Source organism: Cupriavidus sp. GA3-3 (genome assembly GCF_000389805.1).
In the GTDB taxonomy this organism is placed as follows: Bacteria; Pseudomonadota; Gammaproteobacteria; order Burkholderiales; family Burkholderiaceae; genus Cupriavidus; species Cupriavidus necator_D.
In genome coordinates, this window is sequence record NZ_KB944471.1 from 47,064 (window position 1) to 68,338 (window position 21,275).

At 66.6% G+C, this 21,275-nt stretch carries 19 protein-coding genes and 3 pseudogenes; 10 read left to right on the plus strand and 12 right to left on the minus strand.

Annotated features, from left to right (window positions below; translation table 11 throughout):
* Positions 1-7 precede the first annotated feature (7 nt).
* Both C265_RS10205 and C265_RS10210 read right to left on the minus strand, forming a co-directional pair.
* Positions 8-922: an SDR family NAD(P)-dependent oxidoreductase gene (locus C265_RS10205; RefSeq protein WP_010810592.1), complete on the minus strand. Its 915-nt coding sequence runs from the start codon at positions 920-922 to the stop codon at positions 8-10.
* Positions 923-962: 40 nt separating this feature from the next.
* Positions 963-1,949 carry a tripartite tricarboxylate transporter substrate binding protein gene (locus tag C265_RS10210; protein WP_010810591.1) on the minus strand — a complete coding sequence of 329 codons (987 nt, stop codon included), beginning with the start codon at positions 1,947-1,949 and terminating at the stop codon, positions 963-965.
* A gap of 124 nt (positions 1,950-2,073) precedes the next feature.
* Here C265_RS10210 and C265_RS10215 point away from each other — a divergent pair, with 124 nt between their 5' ends.
* On the plus strand, positions 2,074-2,898 hold the full coding sequence (locus C265_RS10215) for an IclR family transcriptional regulator C-terminal domain-containing protein (protein WP_010810590.1): 825 nt from the start codon (positions 2,074-2,076) through the stop codon (positions 2,896-2,898).
* Positions 2,899-3,107: 209 nt separating this feature from the next.
* On the opposite strand, the pseudogene C265_RS10220 reads toward C265_RS10215, so the two are convergent.
* From C265_RS10220 to C265_RS10235, 4 genes and pseudogenes are all read right to left on the minus strand, one after another.
* A pseudogene (locus C265_RS10220) lies at positions 3,108-3,329 on the minus strand (MaoC family dehydratase N-terminal domain-containing protein); the annotation flags it as partial.
* Positions 3,330-3,384: 55 nt separating this feature from the next.
* Positions 3,385-4,153 (minus strand): annotated as a pseudogene (locus C265_RS10225) (lipid-transfer protein); the annotation flags it as partial.
* Positions 4,153-5,172, minus strand: a complete 1,020-nt coding sequence (locus tag C265_RS10230) for a hypothetical protein (RefSeq protein ID WP_010810586.1) — start codon at positions 5,170-5,172, stop codon at positions 4,153-4,155. The pseudogene C265_RS10225 and the gene C265_RS10230, both read right to left, overlap by 1 nt.
* Before the next feature lie 29 nt (positions 5,173-5,201).
* Positions 5,202-5,789 (minus strand): hypothetical protein, encoded by a 588-nt coding sequence (locus tag C265_RS10235; protein WP_010810585.1) that lies wholly within the window; start codon positions 5,787-5,789, stop codon positions 5,202-5,204.
* A gap of 29 nt (positions 5,790-5,818) precedes the next feature.
* Between C265_RS10235 and C265_RS32830 the strand changes: the two genes are divergently transcribed.
* The 3 genes from C265_RS32830 to C265_RS10245 all read left to right on the plus strand — a co-directional run bounded on the left by C265_RS32830 (position 5,819) and on the right by C265_RS10245 (position 7,083).
* On the plus strand, positions 5,819-6,289 hold the full coding sequence (locus C265_RS32830) for an anion permease (protein WP_234788213.1): 471 nt from the start codon (positions 5,819-5,821) through the stop codon (positions 6,287-6,289).
* On the plus strand, positions 6,204-6,656 hold the full coding sequence (locus C265_RS31340) for an anion permease (protein WP_010810584.1): 453 nt from the start codon (positions 6,204-6,206) through the stop codon (positions 6,654-6,656). Before C265_RS32830 ends, C265_RS31340 begins: the two co-directional genes overlap by 86 nt.
* A 151-nt stretch (positions 6,657-6,807) precedes the next feature.
* Positions 6,808-7,083, plus strand: coding sequence for a hypothetical protein (locus tag C265_RS10245; protein ID WP_010810583.1), 276 nt, complete (start codon positions 6,808-6,810; stop codon positions 7,081-7,083).
* Positions 7,084-7,360: 277 nt separating this feature from the next.
* Here C265_RS10245 and C265_RS10250 read toward each other — a convergent pair whose 3' ends face one another.
* The 4 genes from C265_RS10250 to C265_RS10265 form a co-directional block, all read right to left on the minus strand.
* On the minus strand, positions 7,361-7,825 hold the full coding sequence (locus tag C265_RS10250; protein WP_010810582.1) for a bacterioferritin: 465 nt from the start codon (positions 7,823-7,825) through the stop codon (positions 7,361-7,363).
* Between the two features lie 67 nt (positions 7,826-7,892).
* Positions 7,893-8,324, minus strand: a complete 432-nt coding sequence (locus C265_RS10255; RefSeq protein ID WP_010810581.1) for a universal stress protein — start codon at positions 8,322-8,324, stop codon at positions 7,893-7,895.
* 132 nt (positions 8,325-8,456) lie between these two features.
* The gene (locus tag C265_RS10260; RefSeq protein ID WP_010810580.1) at positions 8,457-9,440 is read right to left on the minus strand and encodes a tripartite tricarboxylate transporter substrate binding protein; all 984 of its coding nucleotides are present in this window, start codon (positions 9,438-9,440) and stop codon (positions 8,457-8,459) included.
* Positions 9,441-9,588: 148 nt separating this feature from the next.
* Entirely contained in the window at positions 9,589-10,854 is a 1,266-nt protein-coding gene (locus C265_RS10265; protein ID WP_010810579.1) for a carboxylesterase, read from the minus strand.
* Between the two features lie 291 nt (positions 10,855-11,145).
* Here C265_RS10265 and C265_RS10270 point away from each other — a divergent pair, with 291 nt between their 5' ends.
* Positions 11,146-12,327, plus strand: coding sequence for an efflux RND transporter periplasmic adaptor subunit (locus tag C265_RS10270; protein ID WP_037024073.1), 1,182 nt, complete (start codon positions 11,146-11,148; stop codon positions 12,325-12,327).
* Between the two features lies 1 nt (position 12,328).
* A complete protein-coding gene (locus tag C265_RS10275; RefSeq protein ID WP_010810577.1) occupies positions 12,329-15,445 on the plus strand; it encodes an efflux RND transporter permease subunit in 3,117 nt (1,038 codons plus the stop codon).
* Positions 15,446-15,476: 31 nt separating this feature from the next.
* Here C265_RS10275 and C265_RS10280 read toward each other — a convergent pair whose 3' ends face one another.
* Positions 15,477-15,761, minus strand: a complete 285-nt coding sequence (locus tag C265_RS10280) for a hypothetical protein (RefSeq protein ID WP_010810576.1) — start codon at positions 15,759-15,761, stop codon at positions 15,477-15,479.
* 301 nt (positions 15,762-16,062) lie between these two features.
* Here C265_RS10280 and C265_RS10285 point away from each other — a divergent pair, with 301 nt between their 5' ends.
* Both C265_RS10285 and C265_RS10290 read left to right on the plus strand, forming a co-directional pair.
* The gene (locus C265_RS10285; protein WP_010810575.1) at positions 16,063-16,746 is read left to right on the plus strand and encodes a heavy metal response regulator transcription factor; all 684 of its coding nucleotides are present in this window, start codon (positions 16,063-16,065) and stop codon (positions 16,744-16,746) included.
* On the plus strand, positions 16,743-18,161 hold the full coding sequence (locus C265_RS10290; protein ID WP_010810574.1) for a heavy metal sensor histidine kinase: 1,419 nt from the start codon (positions 16,743-16,745) through the stop codon (positions 18,159-18,161). Before C265_RS10285 ends, C265_RS10290 begins: the two co-directional genes overlap by 4 nt.
* An 18-nt stretch (positions 18,162-18,179) precedes the next feature.
* Here C265_RS10290 and C265_RS10295 read toward each other — a convergent pair whose 3' ends face one another.
* Positions 18,180-19,097 (minus strand): LysR family transcriptional regulator, encoded by a 918-nt coding sequence (locus tag C265_RS10295; protein ID WP_010810573.1) that lies wholly within the window; start codon positions 19,095-19,097, stop codon positions 18,180-18,182.
* A gap of 244 nt (positions 19,098-19,341) precedes the next feature.
* Here C265_RS10295 and C265_RS10300 point away from each other — a divergent pair, with 244 nt between their 5' ends.
* Positions 19,342-21,105 (plus strand): ABC transporter ATP-binding protein/permease, encoded by a 1,764-nt coding sequence (locus C265_RS10300; protein WP_011615533.1) that lies wholly within the window; start codon positions 19,342-19,344, stop codon positions 21,103-21,105.
* Positions 21,106-21,149: 44 nt separating this feature from the next.
* Positions 21,150-21,257 (plus strand): annotated as a pseudogene (locus C265_RS33175) (magnesium transporter CorA); the annotation flags it as partial.
* Positions 21,258-21,275 lie beyond the last annotated feature (18 nt).

Genomic DNA, 21,275 nt, shown 5'->3' on the forward strand with positions numbered 1-21,275 from the left:
TCCGTTCTCAGATCGGGTCCCAGGAAAACACCTCGGGCGAGCGCTCCAGCGGCGTGAAAGCGCGCTTCACCGCCGGCACGGCATGCTCCGCCAGCGTCTCCAGCGTCCAGCCTTCGGCGCGATGCACCGACGCCACCGGGCGCGGCTGGCTCATGACGATCAGCTCATTGCCGCGCACGGCCAGCACCTGGCCATTGACGTCCGCCGAAGCATCGCCAGACAGGAACGCGGCAACCGGGGCAACCTGCTCCGGCTTCATCGCCTGCATCCGCTCAAGGCGCTTCTTCTCGGCCTCGGTTTCGCTGGGCAGCGTGCCGATCAGGCGGCTCCATGCGAACGGGGCAATACAGTTGGAACGGACATTGAAGCGGGCCATGTCCAGCGCGATGGATTTCGACAGCGCCACGATGCCAAGCTTGGCGGCGGCGTAATTGGCCTGCCCGAAATTGCCGACCAGGCCGGTGGTGGAGGTCATGTGGACGTAGGTGCCGCCTTGCTGTTCCTTGAAATAAGGCGCCGCGGCACGGCTGACAAAGTAAGCGCCGTTCAGGTGCACATCCAGTACCGCCTGCCATTCAGCGGTGCTCATCTTGTGGAAGATGCGGTCGCGCAGGATGCCGGCGTTGTTGATCACGCCATCGATGCGGCCGAACTCGCGGATGGCGGTATCGACAATGGCCTGCGCGCTCTCCGCAGTCGCGACCGAATCGGTGTTCGCCACAGCCTTCCCGCCGGCTGCGCGGATCTCGTCAACCACCTTCTGGGCTGGTCCGGCATCACTGCCCTCGCCGCTGCCGCTGGAGCCCAGGTCGTTGACGACCACCCTGGCGCCCTGCGCGCCGAGCAGCATGGCAATGGCACGGCCGATGCCATTGCCGGCTCCGGTGACGAGGATGACCTTGTCCTTGAAATTGTTTTGCATGGCGTTGTCTGCAAGAAGAGAGTGATGAATTTGTTCGCGCTTACTCGGGCTTGATGTTGCCGTCCTTGATGACCTGCTCCCAGCGGGCTTTTTCGGCGCGCACGAAGCTGTCGAACTGCCGCGTCGACCCGCCCGCGGCCGTACCGCCCTGCTGCGCCAGCTTCTCGCGCAGAGCAGGATCGGCCAGCGCCTTGTTGACGGCAACATTCAACGCCTGCACCACCGCGGGCGGCGTTCTGGACGAGACAAAGAGGCCGAGCCAGACCGAAACGTCGAAGTCGCGGTAACCGGATTCGGCCATGGTCGGCGTATCCGGGAGTTCCGGGGCACGCTGCCTTGTCGTGACCGCAAGCGCGCGCAGCTTGCCGGCTCGCACCAGCGGCAATGCGGTGATGAGGTTGTCCACCATGAAATCGACTTGCCCCGCCACCAGGTCGGTCAGCGCCGGCGATGCGCCCCGATAGATCACGTCGACGGCGGTAATGCCGGCGCGCTGCTTCAGCAGGTCCCCGGCGAGATGGCCGGAAGAACCGCTCGTCGACACCGCCATGGACAAGCCGTTGGGGCGCGTCCTGGCATAGGCCGCCAGCTCGGCAATGGTCTTGACCGGCAGTTTCGGGTTGACCACCACGACGTCCGGCATCGTCAGCACATGCGCCACCGGTGCAAAGTCCTCGAACTTGTAAGGCAGCTTGTCGTGCAATGCGTAGTTGGCCGCATTGGGGCCAAGGCTGCCCATCACCAGCGTGTGGCCGTCCGGTTCCGCGCGCAGCATGGCCTGCATCCCGATCACGCCGCCCGCGCCAGGCAGGTTCTCCACGACGACGGGCTGCCCCAGCTGCTCAGACAGCGTCTTGCCGAGCAGGCGGCTGGTCAGGTCAAGGATGCCGCCGGGCGAACTTGGCGCGATCAGGCGCAAAGGACGCTTGGCCTGGAAGGTCTCGGGGGACGGGTTGGCGAATGCAAGGCCCGAGGTGGACACGACAGCGAGGCAGGCTAGCGCCTGGCAAAGAAAACGCCGCTTCATGGTTGTCTCCTGTTTAATTTTTTTCGGACACTTATGTCCGCCTAGCGGTCATTACCGCCCGTTTTTTCGAACTTTACGTCCGGCCTTGCTACAATGTCAACCTGAAATCAGACCTCGTACAGACATGACTACTACCGACAACGATGGCTTCGTACGCTCTTTTGCCCGCGGACTGGCCGTTATCCACGCGCTCGGGCGCAGCGGCACGCACACCGTTGCCAGCATCACGGCATCCACTGGCCTGCCGCGGACCGTGGTGCGGCGGATCCTGCTCACGCTGTGCGAGCTGGGCTATGCGGCGGAATCCGAAACGCGGGGTTTTCGCCTGACCCCGAAGATCCTTACCCTCGGCATGACCTACCTGACCTCGCTGCCCTTCTGGGGGCACGCGCAACGCGCGCTGGAAACCCTGTGGACGCAGGTCACCGAGTCGTGCGGCATGTGTGTGTTCGACGGGCACGATGCGGTATATGTCCTGCGCATTCCGTCGCTGAAGATCCGCTCACTGGGGCTTGGCGTGGGCAGCCATGTGCCGGCCTTCGCCACAGCACCAGGCCGGGCGGTGCTGGGCTTCCAGACCACGGAATTTCTCTCGCAGTTTCTCGACGAGGCCTCCCTGCGCGCCTACACGGACCGCACCGTGCACGACAAGGCAGCATTGCTTGAAGCGTTCGCTGCCGTGCGCCGAGATGGCTATGCGTGGGTGGATGGAGAATTCGACCAGCACATCGCAGGCCTCGCCGTACCGGTACGCGACGAACACCACAACGTGGTGGCATCGATCAGCGTCAACCTGCCCTCGGGCGAAGTCACGAGGGAGGAAGCGGTGAAGCGCTTCCTGCCGCCCTTGCGAGCGGCCGCGGAACAGTTGACTGGCCTGGCGCCGGCATTCCTGAACCCGGTCGTGGTGCCCACGCAGCGTGAAGCAGCGGTCAGCATGCAAGCTTGAGCAGGCTGCATGCCAGCAAACGCCTACTTCCAGTGCTGCTTGCGAAGTTCGTGCTTGAGTACCTTGCCGACGCTCGACAAAGGCAACGCCTCCACGAATTCAACGCTGCGGGGGACCTTGTAGCCGGCAATGCGTTCTCGGCAGCTTGTCGCCAACCTTCACGTCGGCGAAACGGGGGGCTTGCATGGTTCTGTTCTCCTTGTGCGCGATCAGCCGCGGCGTTCCACCAGGGTGCTGCGCATGTCGGCGACATGTTCGCCGTCCTGGTTGGTCACGCGGGTGGTGTTGACGACAAGATGCAGCGCGCCCCCCTTCTTGTCGTAGACGTCGCTGACCGTCGTGTCGAAGTGCAGCGTGTCGCCGGCGTAGGCCATGCGGTGATAGTCGAAGGCCTGTTCAGCGTGCAGGATGCGGCCCAGGTCCACTTGCAGCACCTTCATGCGGTCGATGCCCGATGCGGCCGACACATCGCTGTTCAGGCACATGAAGAAGCCCACCCGACGGGTTGACCACGACCTTGCCGCCGTAGGTGTTGTCACCGTCCCGCACCATCATCTCGGCCTCGCCGGCCCTGGCGAAGCCCAGCGACTCATAGCTCAGCAGCTCGTTCTGCGCGAAGCAATCGTGCAGTTCGCAGACCTGGATATCCGACGGGCCGACGCCGGCCTGCTCGTACACGGCCTGCGCGCCCGCCTCGGCCATATGGAAGCCCACCAGGCCGATCATCGAAGGCGGCTCGAAGCTCGGGGCCACGTCGGTGGTCAGCGACTGGGCCAGGATGCGCACGTCGGTGCGCAGGTTGTGCTTGTTCGCGAAGGCTTCGGTGCAGACAATGGCAGCGGCGGCGCCGCAGGTCGGCGGGCAGGCCATCGAGCGGGTCATCACGCCGGGCCACATCACCTTCTCGGCCATCACGTCTGCTTCCGTGACGACGGTGCGGAACACGGCCAGCGGGTTGTTGGCAGCGTGGCGGCTGGCCTTGGCGCGGATCCTGGCGAAGGTCTCCAGCCTGGTGCCGTAGCGCTGCATGTGCTCGCGGCCGGCGCCGCCGAACAGCGTCAGCGCGCGCGGGCACGCCGGCCTCGACCGCATCCTGCACCATCGGGGCGGCGATGTTGGTGAACTCGACCATGGCCGCCTCGCGGTCAGTCCACGCGCTCTTCAGCGGGCCCGGCTGCATGAACTCGAAGCCCAGCGCCAGCGCGCATTCCACCGCGCCGCTCTCCACTGCCTGGCGCGCCACCATCCCCGCTGTCACAGCAGCCGCTCCGCCTCCTCGATCAGGGCGGTCGGCGACAGCATGTCGCCACGCGCGAACCGCACCAGTGCGATGGATCGCACCAGTGGAGGATCGCCCGGGACGTGGGCAGTGAGCAGGTCGATGTCGTATGCCGGCCCCGCGCTGTCCGCCGCGAGCAGCACGTTCATGGCACTAAGCCGCAAGTGTCTTTGCTCGATGGAAAAGCAGGAGCGTGCGTCCGCCAGGACCTCGGCCAGGCATTCCAGTTGACGGTCAAGCGCCCCGGTTTCGGGGCCGAGCTGCGCAAGTTCCTGCTCGTTCGCGGCAATCTGCCCGCCCAGGGCGGCCTGCTCGCCGGGACTTGCGTCGGCATCGCCGCCGAGCACCGAACGCATGCCGGTGCCTTGCTGCTGGAGCAGGCGCAGGCGCGCCACCAGCAGCGCCTGCTCGCGCGCGAGCACGTCGCGGCGTGACTTGCCGGCAGCGAAACGGGCGAGACCCTCCATGCTGAACTGATCGAACATGCGCCGGACAATTTCCTCGCGCAGCGCGGCCTCGCTGCGAGCGATGATCCTGACCTTGTGATCGCCGAAACTGACGGTGGTTTGCGGCACTTCCGTGCGCATGACATCCCCTTCCAGCGCAACCCCGAGCGTGCGCCGCTCGGTCATCGCCATCCCCAGCACCGCAAACGCCTGCGGCGCATCGGGCGACTGTTCGAAGAACGCGCGCAGTTCAGGAGAGCGGCTGAAGGCCAGCGGCACGTCACGCGGCGCGCCGAAGAAGGCGTGAACATAGGGATCGTCACCCCATGCCTGCATGCTGGCTTCCCGCGGCGCGGGAAGACCCTGGACGAGTTCGCGCACGTAGTCCTGCGCTTGCTCGAGCGCAGGCCGAAGCCGCTGCTGGTAGCGTGACACCAGCCGCAAGCGCGGATAGATCCGGGTCACGCGCTCGGTCAGCTCGGCAATCTCCTGCTTGCCGTGCGCATGGACTTGCGCATTGCGCCAGCGCAACCACCGCAGAAAACCCATTGGCATGCTCCCACCCGGCGCCGCCTTACTCAGCGGGCACGCCTGGGCGTGACAGAAATGGCAAGGGCTTCGGTGTAGACGGCCTGCACCTGGTCACCGCGTCTAACCGCCTTCAGTTGCTCCGGATCCTCGACATGCACGTCCACCGTCTTGCCCTTTGGCCCCTTGAGCGTCACCATGCCGGTCTTGGCGTTGACGGCCACCACATCGGCAGTGACCGTCACCTCGCGCCCGACCATGCCGCCGGGCTTGGCGCCAGGAGCGGCCCGCTCGGCGATCTCGCGTTCGGTGCTGGAGCGCATGCCGCTCTGCTTGGCGAGAGCCACTGACAAGGCCTGCGTGTACTCGACGGTGACCATGTCGCCCACGCGGAGCTGCTCGAAGTTGCGCACGTCCTCGCCGACCTGTACGTCCGTGACCTTGCCCTGCTTGTTCTTGAGCGAAATGGTGCGCGTGGCGGCATCGATGGCCACCACCGTGGCAGTGGCCTTGACCGTGCCGGTGGTCCTGGTAGCCCCCACGCCCGACACCGTGTCCACGCGCGTCTCGGGCTGTGCCAGCACCGGAAGAGTTGCCGCGGCAAGTATCGCCGCCACGATTAGCTTGCTGGGATGCATGACTTACTCCTCGAGCCCCGTCTGCTGGCATGCCGTCGTTCGGCGGCGCCGGCACGACGCCGGCGCTTCTACCGGAAAGGTCTATAAACCATAGCATACGAACGGTTATTCGCCTGCCCCGCGTCCCTCACGCCACATTTGACGTCGGCGTTCACGGACTGGCCCCTGAGCGCGGAGGTGGTCATCATCGATGTTGCGCGAATCCGGGCCGAAGGCCAGGCGCTGGAAGCTCCCCCGCCGCGAAGCCAGCGGCCCCCGCAGGGCATCTCAAAGATCTCTGGAGATTTCTAGTCCCGGTGGGAATCGGCATCGTGCTCTGGTTCCTGCCGGCGCCGGCCGGCCTCGCGGTGAAGGCGTGGCACATGTTCGCGGTATTTGTCACCACCATCGCCGGCATCATGACCGCCCCTGCCCATGGCGGCCGTCGCCATCATCGGCGCCAAGGAAATCATCATGGCGGCAATTTTCCTTGGCTTGCTGGTGCTCTGGATTTTCGGTGAGGACCTGGCCATCGGCGCAACGCTGGCGGCGGCTCTCGGCGTCTCGCTGCTGTTCATCACCGGCGTGCTGACCTGGGAGGATGCCCTGAACGAGAAATCCGCCTGGGACACCATGATCTGGATCGGCCTGCTGATCATGCTGGCCTCCAAACTCAATGAGTACGGCATGGTTGCCTGGTTCGGCAAGGAGTTCGGGGCACACCTCGAGGGCTTCCACCGGCTGGCCGTCTATATGCTGGTGGCGGCGATCTATTGCTACGCTCACTACTCCTTCGCCAGCGCCACGGCACACATCAGCGCCCTCTTCCCGCTATCCATGGCGCTGATGGTCGCGGCCGGTATCCCGCCTTTCACCGCGGCGCTTTGATCGCGCATGCGCTAACAAGCACTTTTCATATTCTTTGGTTGGCGGAGCAAATCGCGCTAACAATAGCTTACATACACGGACATCCGCTTGATTTACCCTCCGCTGCTTGAACCTTGCCCGCCCGGGCCCACCACACGAAAAACAGGCAAAAATGAAGAAGATCCACGCGTACCCGCTGATGGCAATCGCCATGCTGACCGCCTCGGGGGCCGCCTTTGCGCAGCATGTCGTCGGGGGGATGGGCGAGGAAGTCAGGATCGGCGCGTTCTCCGGTCCGACGCACCGCACCGACAGCAGTCGCGGCACGCCCACTGGGCGCAGGGACAATACGGCAAAGCCAGGCCGGCAAGCCGCCGATCCGCGTAGCGCACGTCCGGTCAGCACGCGCGGACCTGCACCCACGCTTCCCGGCAAGCATTTGCCATAGCCGCGCACATGCGAACCTCACCGAAGCCAACCTGGCACAGAACCAGTTGCTGCCGGCACGGAACGCGTCAGCTGACGCCTATCACGGAGCGCTCGCCGCCGCGGCGACATTGGCGCTGGCAACCAGCTCGGTTGGCGCGGCGCGCGATGGGGGTGGATGGCCGGTGCGGTGACGCGGCCTGTGCCCTGCTCCCGGCGTCGGGGACGAAAGCAATGGGGGCGAAACCTTGTGGCACGCGCGCTTTTGCACGCACGAGAAGGCAGCGGGCCGGCCCAGATCAGCCCTGTCGCGGCTGCACCGTCGCCGCAAGGCCGGGCTTGCGCAGCATTTTCTCGACCTCTCCCGCATGCAGTTCCTCCAGCTGGATCAACTGCCGCGCATACTCCTCCAGCGCGACTGAGCGCCCCTCGACCAGGCTTAGCAGCTCACGGTACAGGTCCAGGGCCTCCATCTCGGTCGCGAGCGATTCACGCAGGATCGCGCCGATATCGGTCGTGTGGGTGTCCAGCAGCTCGCCGATGCCAAGCGAGGGATAGGCGCCGAGGGTCGTGATCCATTCGCCGGCCTGGTGCGCGTGCAGCAGCGACTCATTCGCCTGCTCACGCAGCCACGACACGATGGGAATGCGGCCGAAGCCAAATATCAGGAACGAATAGTGCGTGTAGCGCACAACCCCGGCGAGCTCGGCTTCGAGTATTCGATCCAGCACACCGACGACTTTCTCCTGTTCCATTTCCGTCATGGCAGGTTCCCCCCGTGAGGTGGATTCGACAGTACGCCAGCACCCGCGGCGGCACGCCGCGCAGTGTCTAGCGGTAGACGAGGACAGGAACCCGGCAGTGGGTAAGAACCTTCTGGGTTTCACTGCCGACCAGCAGCCCCTCCAGGCCCCTGCGGCCGTGCGACGCCATGAAGATCACGTCACACCCGTGCCTCGCGGCCGCATCGATGATGCCCTTGTAGGGTACCGAAGTCGTCATATCCGTTTCGCATGTGACTCCCGCGGCCCTGGCCGCAGCAACAACCGCTTCCAGCCTGGCGCTTGCATGTGCGGCCTCTTGCTCTTCGAAGGCCTTGCGCCTGGGATGGCCGGCATCGCCTGACGCCACGTAGGGATACTCTTCCATGCACGTATAGGCCGTCAGCCTGGCGCCGCCGGCTTTGACAAAACCAATGGCCGCATCCATTGCCATTTTTGACAGTTCCGAGCCATCGGTGGCCAGCAAGATGTGCTTGAACACGATTCTTCTCCTTGGGCGATTGATCCCGGCGGGCAGCGACAGCCCGCCAGTCAAGTTCAGTATGGACAAGAATCCGCCTCTCGCCACCCACGCCGATGCACCCGCGCACACGCCGACGCTGCCGCGGCGCCCTCACCCATCGATCTTGAAGCCGATATCCTTGATGAACTGCCCCCAGCGCGCATGATCGGTCCGGATCTGCGCGGCGAAGGCCTCAGGCGTGACCGCCTGCGGCGGCAGCACGCCAACGCCTGCCAGCCGCTTCTGGTAGGCCGGGTCGGCCAGCACCTTGCGCACCGCAGCAGAGACCGCATCGACCGTGGCCTTGGGCATGGCCTTGGGGCCGAACAGCGCGAAATAGCCGCTGAGCTGCTCCATCTCAGGAAAGCCCTGCTCACGGAAGGTAGGCGCCCCGGGCGCCAGATCAGAGCGTTCCGGGATGGTGGTGGCCAGCGCCTTGGTCTTGCCGGCCTGGTATAGCGGCACGCCGGTGGTCAGGCCGTCGATCATCAGCGGCACCACGCCGCCCACGAGGTCCTGCGTGGCCGGCGCCGAGCCCTTGTACAGCACCGGTTCAAGGTTGGTGCCTGCCAGCCGGTTGAACAGCAGCGGACCGAAGTGCGACGAGGTGCCCGGACCGTACGAGGCCGAGTGGATCGGCTTGGTCGGATTCGCCTTGGAATAGGCGATCAGTTCCTTCAGCGTGGAGTACGGCGCATCCTTGTTGGCCGCCAGCAGCACCGGGGCGCGGCCAAGTTCCGCCAGCGCGGTGAGGTCGGTCAACGGGTCGTAAGGAACGCGGTTGATATGCGCGCCCGAGGTGGCCGAGGAACCCAGCGTCACCAGCAGCGTCTGCCCGTCATTCCTGGCGCGGATCACGTCCTGCGTGGCGGGAATGGTGGCCCCGCCGGGCTTGTTCTCCACCACCACCGACTGCCCGGTCACGCGCGTCAGGTAGTCGGCAAACAAGCGTGCCACCACGTCGGTGCCGCCACCAGGCGGATAGGCCACGACCAGCCGGATGGCGCGCGCCGGCCACTGCTGCGCGATGGCGTGCGGCGCGACGCCGGCGGTCGCCGCGATGGCCGCGGCGCTCAGGAACTTTCGACGATCCATGTATGAAGTCTCCGCGTTATCGTTGTTTGCCGCGATGGCGGCAGGTACTTCATGTTAGAGGCTGATGCGCCGTGGGACAGGCCCGGGTTTTCCTCCATGCGGCGGAGCCGGGCGCGGACTGCCGGTGGCTTGCCTGCCTTGCATTCGCCTACATCGCCTGCGGGCTGCTGCCGTTGTCGTCCCGCGTCATGCGCTGCGTTTCTGGCGCACGGCCGCCGGCACGCAAGTCCGCGCCGGCGAAAACCCCCGCGATCACCTCGCCTTGCCAGGAGAAATAGGGATTGAACGTCAGCCGCGCATGCACCTTGCCGGCTTCGCGATAGCCCCAGTCCGAATACCACACGGTCTCGCCACGCTCGCAAGCCCGCGTCGCCAACTCATCCTGCCCGTTCCAGCAGATGCGCAGGCGGCCCTGTTCCCCGTACAGCGGATTCGCCGGCGAGAACAGCAAACCCATATGGGAGAACTGGCTGATCCGCAATTGCGGCAGCGTATCGCCACGCACCAGCACGCGGCCGCTGTCCGCCGTGGTTTCCGGCCTCTGGCCATACCAGATCAGGCGGCTTGCGGGATGCGTAAACCTGTCCTGGAACACGGTCAGCAAATAGCGGGTATCGAGCACCGAATCGTGCTGCGCCACCGCCATGAAGACCGGCTTGTCGTAGGCCCCCTGCTCCAGCCGCAGGCGCGCCGCGCGACTGCTGCGGTAGAACTGGGCGAAGCCGTTGGTTGGCACCGTCATGTAGCGCACGGCGTTCTGCATCGGCCGGCGCCCGTCCGGCTCCAGCAGCCATGGGCGGATCCAGCCAATCAGCGGGGTCAGCCAGTCGTAGCGGCTGTTGGACTGGAATGCCGGTGAAAACAGCACCAGCCCCGCCATGTCCGGGTGAGCGTAGGCGTATTCAAGTGCCAGGTTGGCGCCAGTGGAGAAGCCTCCCAGGTAGACCTGCCCGACATCGCGGCGCAGCACCTCGGCCTGCTCCCGCACCACGCGCTGCCAGTCTTCCAGCGTCACGTCCAGCAGGTCCTCCGGCCGGGTGCCATGACCGGGCAGCAGCACGGTCCTGACCAGGAAGCCCTGCGCGGCGAGCTGCCGGGCGAGGTCATGGAACGACCACGGCGAATCGCCAAGGCCGTGGATCAGCAGGATGCCCTTCTCCGGCTTCGTTCCGGCACGGGACAGCGCCGGCAGCCATTCGCCGGGGCCGTTCCACGCGAGTTCGGCTGCCTTGTCGGCAAGCTGGAAGTGGCGCCGCGCCTGCAGCTGGCTGAGGGTTTCGCTACGGTAATCGCTGAAGCTCGCGCGCGCGGGCAGCGGGCCGCCGCTGCCGATGCCGGCGCACGCTGCCACGGTCAGTGCCATGGCACCCAGCCCGGCCCTGGCTGCGTTCAGCTTGTTGCGGTTGGATCTCAACCTGTCCTCCACATCGTCTGCCCTCACTGGCAGCGTCGCTGCCGTGCGCCGGATTCCGGGCATGATGGCCCGGCCCTGCCAATCGATAAACCGCGTAGCTTAGCTGCCCGCAGCCAACGGCGTGCTGACAGGCAACTGGCAAAGCTGTCAGCAAGCACGCCGCGACTACCGCATGCGCGCGCGCCGCGGCCTTCCTGACAGCCCTGACAGGCCGGCGTCACCGTTCCAACCGCCTCCGTTGGCTATAAACCAGCATGCCAATGACTTGTGGATCCGGCGGGTCCGACTGCCATGCCTGCGTTCTCCCTCACCTCCTATCTGCTCGCGGCGCTCGGGCCTTATGCGCGACGGTTGTGGTTTGCAGCCGCGGCGCTCTGCGTGCTCGCGCTCGGCACGCTCGGCCTGGTCCGGCGCAGCCAGTCCGATGCGCCCCCACCGCCGCCACCGCCTGTTCCTGTGCGCGTGGCGCGCGTGGAGGCACGCGACGTCGCCCGCCAGGCGGAAAGCGTCGGCACCGTCCGGCCCTTGCGCGACGTGGTGGTGCGCACGCAGATCGACGGCCAGCTGATGCGCCTGCATGTGCGCGAAGGCCAGCAGGTGGCCCGCGGCGAGCTGCTCGCCTCGCTCGATGACCGGCCGATCCAGGCCGCACTGGGTCAGGCCCGCGCCACGCTGGCGATGAACCTGGCGCAGCTGCGCGCGGCCGAGCTCGACCTTGGGCGCTACCGCACGCTGATCGCCGCCGATGCCATCCCGCGCCAGACGCTGGACCAGCAGCTCGCCACCGTCGAGCAGCTGCGCGCCACCGTGCAGGGCAACCGCGCCGCTATCGTCGCCGAGGAAGTGCGCCTGTCATACACCCGCATCCGCTCGCCCATCGCCGGGCGCATCGGCTTGCGCAACGTCGATGAAGGCAACCTGGTGCGGGTCGGCGACGCCGACGGGATCTTCACCGTCACGCAGCTGTCGCCCATCACCGTGGAATTCACCATGCCGCAGTCGGCGCTGCCGGTGCTGCAACACCTGAGCGCCGGCGGCCCGAACGCGGCCGTGCACGCGCATGCACGCGACGGCGGCGCGCCGCTGGCGCAGGGGCGCCTGCTGGTGATCGACAGCCGCGTGGGCACCGGCAATGGCGCGGTCCGGGTCAAGGCCGAGTTCGACAACCGCGCCGGCGAGCTGTGGCCGGGCCAGTTTGTCGCGGTGCGGCTGCACACCGGGCTGCTGCGCGATGCGCTGGTGGCCCGGCCCGCGGTGCTGCGCTACGGCGAACAGGACCAGCCTTATGTGTTCCGCGTCAGGCCGGACAACACCGTGGAGATCGTGCCCGTCAGCGTGCGCTACCAGGACCGCCAGCAGGTCGTGCTGGAGGGCGTCGCCGCCGGTGACCAGCTGGTGTCGGACGGCCAGTCCCGGCTGCGCGCCGGCAGCCGCGTCTCCGTGCCGATCGCAACCCCGGCCCCGAGAGCCTGAAGTGAAATCATCCTCTTCGCTATATGGCTGGTGCATCGATCACCCGATCGGCACCGCCTTGCTGGCTGCCGCCCTGGTGCTGCTGGGTGCGGCCGCATATTTCCAGCTGCCGGTGGCACCGCTGCCCGAAGCCGAAGTGCCAACCATCCAGGTCAACGCCCTGCTGCCCGGCGCCAGCCCGGACACCATTGCCTCGTCGGTCGCCACACCGCTCGAAGTGCAGTTCAGCGCCATCCCCGGCATTGCCGAGATGACTTCGACCAGTGCGCTGGGCTCGGTCACCATCGTGCTGCAGTTCACGCTGGAGACCCGGCTCGACAGCGCCGTGCAAGAGGTACAGGCGGCCATCAACCGCGCCACCAGCCGGCTGCCGCCGGACATGCCGGCAATGCCGACCTGGCGCAAGGTCAATCCCGCGGACAGTCCGGTGGCGATCCTTGGCATCACCTCTGACACGCTGCCGCTGACCGAAGTCAGCGACTACGCCGAGCGCGTGCTGGTGCGCCAGCTCGGGCAGCTGCCGGGCGTGGGGCTGGTCAACGCCACCGGCCTGCGCCGCCCCGCGATCCGTGTGCAGGCCTCGCCGGCGGCGCTGGCCGGCGTGGGCCTGACGCTGGCCGACGTCCGCGGCGCAATCCGCGCGGCCAGCCGCAACGCGCCCAAGGGCGCGCTGTACGGCGAGGCGCGCGTCAGCACGCTGGAGACCAATGGGCAGTTGCTGGAACCGGACGACTATCGCGAGCTTGTCGTGGCCTGGCGCAACGGCGGCCCGGTATTCCTGAAAGACGTCGCGCGGGTTGCGGTCGGGCCTGAAGACGCCTACGTCAATGGCTTTCCGAATGGCCGGCCGGGCGTGGCGCTCGCCGTCATGCGCCAGCCCGGCGCCAACATCGTGCAGACCTTCGATCGCATCAACGAAGCGCTGCCGTCCCTGCGGCGCGCCTTGCCCGCCGATGTCCGCGTGGAGATCCTGAACGACCGTACCCGCACCATCCGCGCCTCGCTGCACGAGGTCGAGCTGACCCTGCTGATCGCTGTGATGCTGGTGATCGGCGTGATGGCGCTGTTCCTGCGCGAGTGGTCGGCCACGCTGATCGTGACGGCGGTGCTGGGCGTGTCGCTGGCGGCCACCTGCGCGGCGATGTACCTGATGGGGTTCAGCCTGAACAATCTCACGCTGGTGGCGGTGGTGGTGGCGGTCGGCTTTATCGTCGACGACGCCATCGTGGTGGTGGAGAACATCCACCGCTACCGCGAATCCGGACTCGGCCTGCGCGAGGCCGCGCGCCGCGGCGTGGCCGAGGTCTGGCCCACGGTAGTGTCGATCGGCCTGTCGCTGGTGGCGGTGTTTATCCCGTTGCTGTTCATGTCCGGGGTCGTGGGCCGCCTCTTCCGCGAATTCGCGCTGACCTCGGCGATGGCGATACTGATCTCGGTGGTGGTGTCGCTGACGCTGGCGCCCGCGCTGGCGGGCATCGCCATGCGCAAGGCGCATCACGATACGGGCGCGCGCCAGGCGGACCTGTCCACGTGGCTGGGGCAGCGCTATGCAGCCGGGCTGCGCTGGTGCCTGCGGCGCCAGGCGCGCGTGCTGGCGGTGTTCGGCCTGACGGTATGCGCCAGCGTGGCAGGCTTCGTGCTGATCCCCAAGGGCTTCTTCCCGCTGCAGGACACCGCATTCGTGCTGGGCACCTCGCAGGCGGCGGCGGATATCCCCCATGCGGACATGGTCGCCAAGCATCGCGCCCTCGCCGACATCATCGCTGCCGACCCGGCCGTGCTGACGGTCACCCATTCGGTCGGCATGACCGGCGGCAGCCAGACCCTGGCCAACGGCCGCTTCTGGATCGTGCTCAACGACCGTTCCGACCGCGACGTCTCGGCCAGCGGCCTGATCGACCGCCTGCGGCCCAGGCTGGCCGCGGTGCCGGGCATCCAGCTCTACCTGCGCGCAGCACAGGACATCAACATCGGCGCCGGGCAGCCGCGGGCCCAGTACCAGTACGTTCTCAAGGGCAACGAAACCGCCGAGCTCTATGCGTGGTCGCAGCGGCTCACCAGCGCGCTGCAAGGCGAGCCGCTCTACCGCGACCTGTCCAGCGACCTGCAGCTCGGCGCCAATGTCATCCGCATGCGCATCGACCGCGCGGCGGCAGCGCGGCTGGGTCTCACCTCAGCCGATATCGACGAGGCCCTCTACAACGCCTTCGGGCAGCGCCAGATCAACGAGTTCCAGACCGACACCAACCAGTATCAGGTGGTGCTTGAAGTCGACGACGACGGGCGCGGGCATATCGAGACGCTGCAGTCGTTCCGCCTGCGATCCCCGCTGTCGGGCGAGATGGTGCCGCTCGCCGCGGTGGCGAGCATCGCGCCGCCGGGCGCCGGGCCGGTCTCGATCCTGCACCACGGCATGCTCCCTGCGGTCAACCTGTCTTTCAACCTCGCGCCGGGCGCACCGCTGGGCGATGCGGTGGCACGGCTGGAGCAGGTACGGCAGCGCATCGGCATGCCGGCCGCCATCCAGGGCACGTTCCTGGGTTCGGCCCAGGCGTTCCAGGAGGCCCTGGCCGGGCAGCCCTGGCTGATCCTGGCGGCGCTGCTGGCGGTCTACATCATCCTTGGCGTGCTCTACGAAAGCCTGGCGCATCCGCTGACGATCCTGTCCACGCTGCCGTCGGCGGCCATTGGCGCGCTCGCGCTGCTGTGGCTGGGCGGGTTCGACTTTTCCATCATGGCGCTGATCGGCGTGATCCTGCTGATCGGCATCGTCAAGAAGAACGGCATCCTGCTGATCGATTTTGCGCTGGCGGCGCAGCGCACCCGCGGCATCAGCGCCGGCCAGGCGATCTACGAGGCGGCGCTCACACGCTTGCGCCCGATCATGATGACCACGCTGGCCGCATTGCTGGGCGCGGTGCCGCTGATGCTGGGCTTCGGCACCGGCACGGAACTGCGCCAGCCGCTGGGCGTGGCCGTGGTAGGCGGCCTGCTGCTCAGCCAGGCGCTGACGCTCTTCACCACGCCAGTGGTCTACCTCGCGCTGGACCGGCTGTCCCGCTATCGCCGGCCCCTGGCGGCGGTGCCGGGCGCTGCCACGCCTAATGGCAGGCCGTGATGGCTGCATGGGTGTTGGTGGGCTGCGGGGCTCAGCCGTTCGCGTCAGCGGGCCGTGGCTCGCTGCGCGCGCCGTCCGTGTACGTGTCGCGCGGTTCACGCACCCGGGCGCCGTCGCTGTACACATCGAAGCGGCCCTTGGCTGTCGCCGCGCTGGCCGCTCCATCGGTATACGGGTCAATGGCCCGCGGTGCAGCCTTGGCCGACAACGAAATGCTTGCGCCGACCATCATCAGCAAGGTCGGGATCAGGGCGCGCAGCAGCGCGGAACGGTGGCCTGTGCTGTCGTGGTGGTGGGATCGCTTGGGTGAGGTCATGGAAGGACTCCTGTGCAAGTGGGAAAACCGGCCCGGCCGGGCATGCATGGAGTCTAGGGAGCGCAGCCGACGCCACCCTGACGCAACGCTGACAATTGCGTCAGGCTGGAGCGGCGGCGCGTCTTCAAACAGTCTTTTCCACCAGTGTGAACAAAAGCGGCACGTGCTCCTGTCATGCTTGCGGAGCGCGCGCCGCAAGGCCTGGCTGCACAGCTTCGGTGCGGCACCGGGAAACTGACAGGATTGACAGGTTGGAGCCGCACACATCTTCTATATTGCTTAGATTCCGAGGATTGGACCAATGAAACTCTTGCTGGTCGAAGATGAGATCAAGACGGTCGATTACCTGCGCCGCGGCCTGTCCGAGAACGGCTACGTAGTCGATACCGCGCACAACGGCGTGGACGGCCTGCACCTGGCCTGTACCGAGCCCTACGACGCGATCGTGCTCGACGTGATGCTGCCCGCGCTGGATGGCGTCTCGGTGCTGAAGTCCCTGCGCCGCGAGCAGCAGACCCCGGTGCTGATGCTGACCGCGCGCGACGACCTGGATGACCGCCTCAATGCCTTCGATGCCGGCGCCGACGACTACCTGTCCAAGCCCTTCTCTTTCCTGGAACTACTGGCGCGGCTCAACGTGCTGACGCGGCGCGGCCGGCAGACTGAGCCGTCGCAGCTGACCGTGGGCGACCTGCGCATCGACCTGCTGTCGCGGCGCGCCACGCGCGGCACGCGGCGCCTGGAACTGAGCGCACGCGAATTCACGCTGTTGTCGGTGCTGGCCAGGCGGCAGGCGCAGATCGTGTCCAAGACCGCGATCACGGAACTGGTCTGGGACATCTCGTTCGACTGCAACACCAACGTGGTCGAAGTTGCGGTCAAGCGTTTGCGCGCCAAGCTGGACTGGCCCGGCGAAGCCAAGCTGCTGCATACCATCCGCGGCATGGGTTACGTGCTGGAGCACCGCGACGGATTGAGCGCATGAACCGGCAACGCTCGATCGCGGCGCGGCTGGCCGCCATGTTCGGGCTGGCGGCAGCCCTGGTCTTCACCGTCACCGGCATGGTGCTGTACCGCGTGCAGTGCGTGGAACTGGAAAAGCGCCAGCTCGGAGAGATCCGCGCCCGCTTCGACCTGGCCGGCACCAAGGCCGCGGGCCTGGGCACCGAAAAGCAATGGGAGCACTTTGCCGCCATGCTGCGCACCCTGACGCCGGCCGATCACAGCGTGCGCTACTTTGTCGAAAGTACCGACCCCCGCTTCGACTACGGCGAGCCCTTCCCGCGCGAGGCCGACACCAGCCCGCGCGCACCCGACGTGTGGGCGGTGGAGTTCGGCGACCACCGCTTCCTGATGCTGAAGCGCCGCATCCCGGCGCTGAATGATCGCCCCGAGGTGGCGCTCGCGGTCGCGGTGGACCAGGCGGCATTCTTCGAGACCAGCCGCACGCTTGGCATCGCCCTGGTGGTGTCGTCGGTGCTCGGCGTGATCGCGGTGAGCCTGCTTGGCTGGCGCATTGCCAAGTCCGGCCTGGCGCCGATCGAGCGCCTGTCGCAACATGCCGGCGCGCTCGACCCCAAGCAGCTGGAGCACCTGCCCGACGCCGACCTGCCCGCCGAGCTGGGCGGCCTGGTGCATGCCTTCAACGGCGCGCTCGACAAGCTCGAGCACGCCTACCAGCAGCTATCCGCCTTCAATGCCGACGTCGCGCACGAACTGCGCACGCCGCTGGGCAATGTCATCGGCCAGACCCAGGTGGCGCTGTCGCGCCCGCGCAGCACCGAACAGCTTGAAGAGATCCTGCAGTCCAACCTGGAAGACCTGGAGCGCCTGAGCCGCATCGTGATCGACATGCTGTTCGTGGCGCAGTCCGACCGCGGGGCGCTGGCGCGCGACCTGGTCGAGGTCTCGGTCGCCCAGGAAGTCCGGCGCAGCGCGGACTTCCTCGACATGCTGTTCGAGGAAGCCGGCGCCACGCTGCACGTGACCGGCGATGCACGCGTGCGCGTCAACGTCTCGCTGCTGCAGCGCGCGCTGACCAACCTGATGAGCAACGCCCTGCAGCACGGCCGGCCCGGGCGGCCGGTGACGGTCACGATCGCGCAATCGGCGGACACGCTGACCATCGCCGTGCGCAATGAATCCGATCGCCTGCACACGATCCGGCCCGAGCGGCTGTTCGATCGCTTCTACCGCGCCGACGCCGCGCGCAGCGACAGCCGGCAGAACCACGGACTGGGGCTGGCCATCGTCAAGGCAATCGCCACCATGCACGGCGGCAGCGTGTTCGCGCAGGTGCAGGCGGACGCGATCCGGATCGGCATGACACTGCCGGTCAGCGAGCCGGCGCAAGCCGCACCCGCGCCGGCACGGCCGCTGCCGCGCCCCGCGGCGGCCTGATTGCGCCTTGTTGATGCCTCAGGCCGCGCCCCGGAGCGGCCCGAACCGCTCCACGTACAACCCCGCCACCCAATCGACAAACACCCGCACCCGCGGTGCCAGCTGCCGGTGGAACGGATACAGCGCCGACACCGGCAAGTCCGGGCAGGGCCAGGCCTCAAGCACCGGCACCAGCCGTCCCGCGCGCAGGTGCTCTTCCACGCGGAAGCGCGGCACCTGGATCAGGCCGCAGCCGGCCAGCGCCGCGCTGGTATAGCACTCGGCATCGCTTACCGAGATCCAGCCGCGCGCCTTGAACTCCTGCACCTCGCCATCGACGGTCAGCGTGAAGGGATAACGGCGGTCATGGTTGCGCGAGAAGAATCCCACGCCGATGTGCTGTGCCAGCTCCGACGGGTGTTCCGGTTTGCCATGCGCGGCCAGGTATGCGGGGCTGGCGCACAGCACCTCCGGCATTTCCGCCAGCCGCCGGGCCACCAGCGAGGAATCGCGCGGCTGGCCGGCACGCACCACGCAATCGATGCCCTCCCCGACCAGGTCGACCAGCCGGTCGCCGCTGCTGACGATCAGGTCGATATGCAGATAGCGCTCCCGGAACTCGCCGATGCGCGGCAGGATGATCATGGTGGCGTGGGTGCCATGCAGGTCGAGCCGCAGCGTGCCGCGCGGGTTGGCCACCTGCGTGCTGAGCGAGGTCTCGGCGTCTTCCAGGTCCTGCAGCACGCGCTTGCTGCGCTCATAGAACGCCTGCCCGTCCAGCGTGGGGCGCACCTGGCGCGTGGTGCGCTCCAGCAGGCGCGCGCCGACGCGGGCCTCAAGTTCCTTGATGGCGTGCGTGGCGGTGGCGCGTGGCATGTCCAGCGCGCTGGCGGCGCCGGTGAAGGAGCCCAGTTCCACGATCCGGGTAAAGAGTTGCAGCGCGTCGAAGCGGTCCATGCGGAGGGGCTGTCATAGCGGAAAGGTCACTTCCGGATTGGAATCAGGTTCCGGGCGCGCGTCAAGCCAGATCTCCGCTCGCCTGTCCGGGGTCGGGTCCTTGACTGCGGGCAGGGACCACGAATCAGCCAGGCATCGATGCTGCTAGCCTATATTTCATTAATAGTCTTCTGCCGTTCTCCCACGTGTCCCGTGCCGGGCCATGTGGCGAGTATGCAATCCGGTTAGTGCTGGGAGATGGGATATGAGCGCCGTTCCTGAGTCGCGGGTCACCGGCACCACTTCGGCCCCAGGGAAACGTCCCGTCACTTCCACCCGGCATGTGTGGACCCGATACTGGGCCATTGCAAAACTTTACTGGTTCTCGCGGGAAAAATGGAAAGCCTCCGGCTTGCTGGTCCTGCTGATCCTGCTGCTGTTGGGCCAGACCCAGACCGAGGTACTGATCGTCCAGCAAACCGGTGAATTCACCTCGGCCCTGGCAGCGCAAGACGCGGATCGTTTCTGGGCCTCGATCAGGAAGTGTCTCTATATCCTGATGGTTGCAGTCCCCATCTACGCGGTCTATTACTACCTGAGGAACAAGCTGAGCCTGCTCTGGAGACGCTGGCTGACGCATCACTATCTGGACGGGTATTTCAAGGGCCGGGTCTACTACAAGCTCAATTCAGATGCCGCGATCGACAATCCGGACCAGCGCATCGCCGAGGACATCAATACCTTCACGCGGCAATCCCTGTTCTTCCTTTCAATCGGTATCGGCGCGCTGCTGCAGCTCATCGCCTTCAGCGCCGTCCTGTGGTCGATCTCAAGGGAGCTGGTCTACTTTCTTGTCATTTATGCCATCGCCGGTACATTTGTCTCCATCTTCTTCTTCGGCCGCGTCCTGATCGGCCTGAACTTCTTCCAGCTAAGGCGGGAGGCGGATTTCCGCTTCAGCCTGATCCGGGTGCGTGAGAACGCCGAGTCCATCGCTTTCTATCGCGGCGAGGCGCTGGAGTCATCCCATGTAAGAGGCCGTTTTGGCAAGGCCTTCCAGAATTTCGACCGGCTCATCAAGTGGCAGCTGAGCCTGAACATGTTCCAGTATGCCTATGGCTTCCTGACCATCCTGCTGCCCAGCGCCATCGTCGCTTCACGCGTGCTTTCCGGCGAGCTTGAAGTCGGCAGCGCCATCCAGGCGGCCGGCGCGTTCGCCGCCATCCTGAACGCGCTGACCGTGATCGTCGACAACTTTGAAGACCTGAGCCGCTTCGTGGCGGGGCTGGATCGACTGGACACATTCTCCATCTCGCTGACTGGGACGGCAGCAGCCTCCGTGAAGCCGGCCACCACGATCGAGTCCATCCATGACTCCCGCCTGGCGCTGGAACATGTGACCTTGCGCACGCCGAATCAGGAGCGAACGCTGGTCACCGACCTGACGCTGTCGGTCAACCCGGGAGAGGGCCTTCTTATCGTCGGCGCCAGCGGCGGCGGCAAAAGTTCGCTGATGCGCGCGATCGCCGGATTGTGGAACAACGGCACGGGATGCATCGTGCGGCCAGTGCCGCAGGAAATGCTGTTCCTGCCGCAGCATCCTTACATGGTGGTCGGCAGCCTGCGCAGCCAGTTGCTATACCCGAACCACATCGGCCAGCGGATCCCTGACGAGGAGCTTCTGAAGCTGCTGGAAGCGGTCAACCTGAAGGACATCGCCGGCCGCTTTGGCGGCCTGGACACGGAAGTGGACTGGGGCAAAGTCCTGTCCCTTGGCGAGCAGCAGCGGCTGACCATCGCCCGCGTACTGCTGTCAAAGCCGCGCTATGTCATGCTGGACGAAGCGACCAGTGCCCTGGATATCAGCAATGAGGAAGCCATGTACCAGTTGCTGGCCGACATGCAGTCGACGCTTGTCAGCGTCAGCCACCGGCCCACGCTGCTGAAGTTCCACCACCAGGTGCTGGAACTGCCCGGGAACGGAAAGTGGTGGCTGCATCCGACCAGGGACTATCGCTTTGGCTGGTAGGCATCCGGCCCGCCCCCAACCATCATCGTGCAGTGCTAACGTCGAACGTCGCCCAAATCGAGAACCAGTTGCTGTCGCAGCGCCTGCAAGGCAACCGCGCCGACCTGGGTTCGATGCGGCGCGGGCCGGTGCGGCTGCAACGGGCCCGCGCCGCGCATTCGCCTGGCGGC

Coding starts and splice junctions, on each gene's coding strand:
- C265_RS10205 (WP_010810592.1), bottom strand. CDS start 922: ATGCAAAACAATTTCAAGGACAAGGTCATCCTCGTCACCGGAGCCGGC.
- C265_RS10210 (WP_010810591.1), bottom strand. CDS start 1,949: ATGAAGCGGCGTTTTCTTTGCCAGGCGCTAGCCTGCCTCGCTGTCGTG.
- C265_RS10215 (WP_010810590.1), top strand. CDS start 2,074: ATGACTACTACCGACAACGATGGCTTCGTACGCTCTTTTGCCCGCGGA.
- C265_RS10230 (WP_010810586.1), bottom strand. CDS start 5,172: ATGGGTTTTCTGCGGTGGTTGCGCTGGCGCAATGCGCAAGTCCATGCG.
- C265_RS10235 (WP_010810585.1), bottom strand. CDS start 5,789: ATGCATCCCAGCAAGCTAATCGTGGCGGCGATACTTGCCGCGGCAACT.
- C265_RS32830 (WP_234788213.1), top strand. CDS start 5,819: ATGCCGTCGTTCGGCGGCGCCGGCACGACGCCGGCGCTTCTACCGGAA.
- C265_RS31340 (WP_010810584.1), top strand. CDS start 6,204: ATGGCGGCCGTCGCCATCATCGGCGCCAAGGAAATCATCATGGCGGCA.
- C265_RS10245 (WP_010810583.1), top strand. CDS start 6,808: ATGAAGAAGATCCACGCGTACCCGCTGATGGCAATCGCCATGCTGACC.
- C265_RS10250 (WP_010810582.1), bottom strand. CDS start 7,825: ATGACGGAAATGGAACAGGAGAAAGTCGTCGGTGTGCTGGATCGAATA.
- C265_RS10260 (WP_010810580.1), bottom strand. CDS start 9,440: ATGGATCGTCGAAAGTTCCTGAGCGCCGCGGCCATCGCGGCGACCGCC.
- C265_RS10270 (WP_037024073.1), top strand. CDS start 11,146: ATGCCTGCGTTCTCCCTCACCTCCTATCTGCTCGCGGCGCTCGGGCCT.
- C265_RS10280 (WP_010810576.1), bottom strand. CDS start 15,761: ATGACCTCACCCAAGCGATCCCACCACCACGACAGCACAGGCCACCGT.
- C265_RS10285 (WP_010810575.1), top strand. CDS start 16,063: ATGAAACTCTTGCTGGTCGAAGATGAGATCAAGACGGTCGATTACCTG.
- C265_RS10290 (WP_010810574.1), top strand. CDS start 16,743: ATGAACCGGCAACGCTCGATCGCGGCGCGGCTGGCCGCCATGTTCGGG.
- C265_RS10295 (WP_010810573.1), bottom strand. CDS start 19,097: ATGGACCGCTTCGACGCGCTGCAACTCTTTACCCGGATCGTGGAACTG.
- C265_RS10300 (WP_011615533.1), top strand. CDS start 19,342: ATGAGCGCCGTTCCTGAGTCGCGGGTCACCGGCACCACTTCGGCCCCA.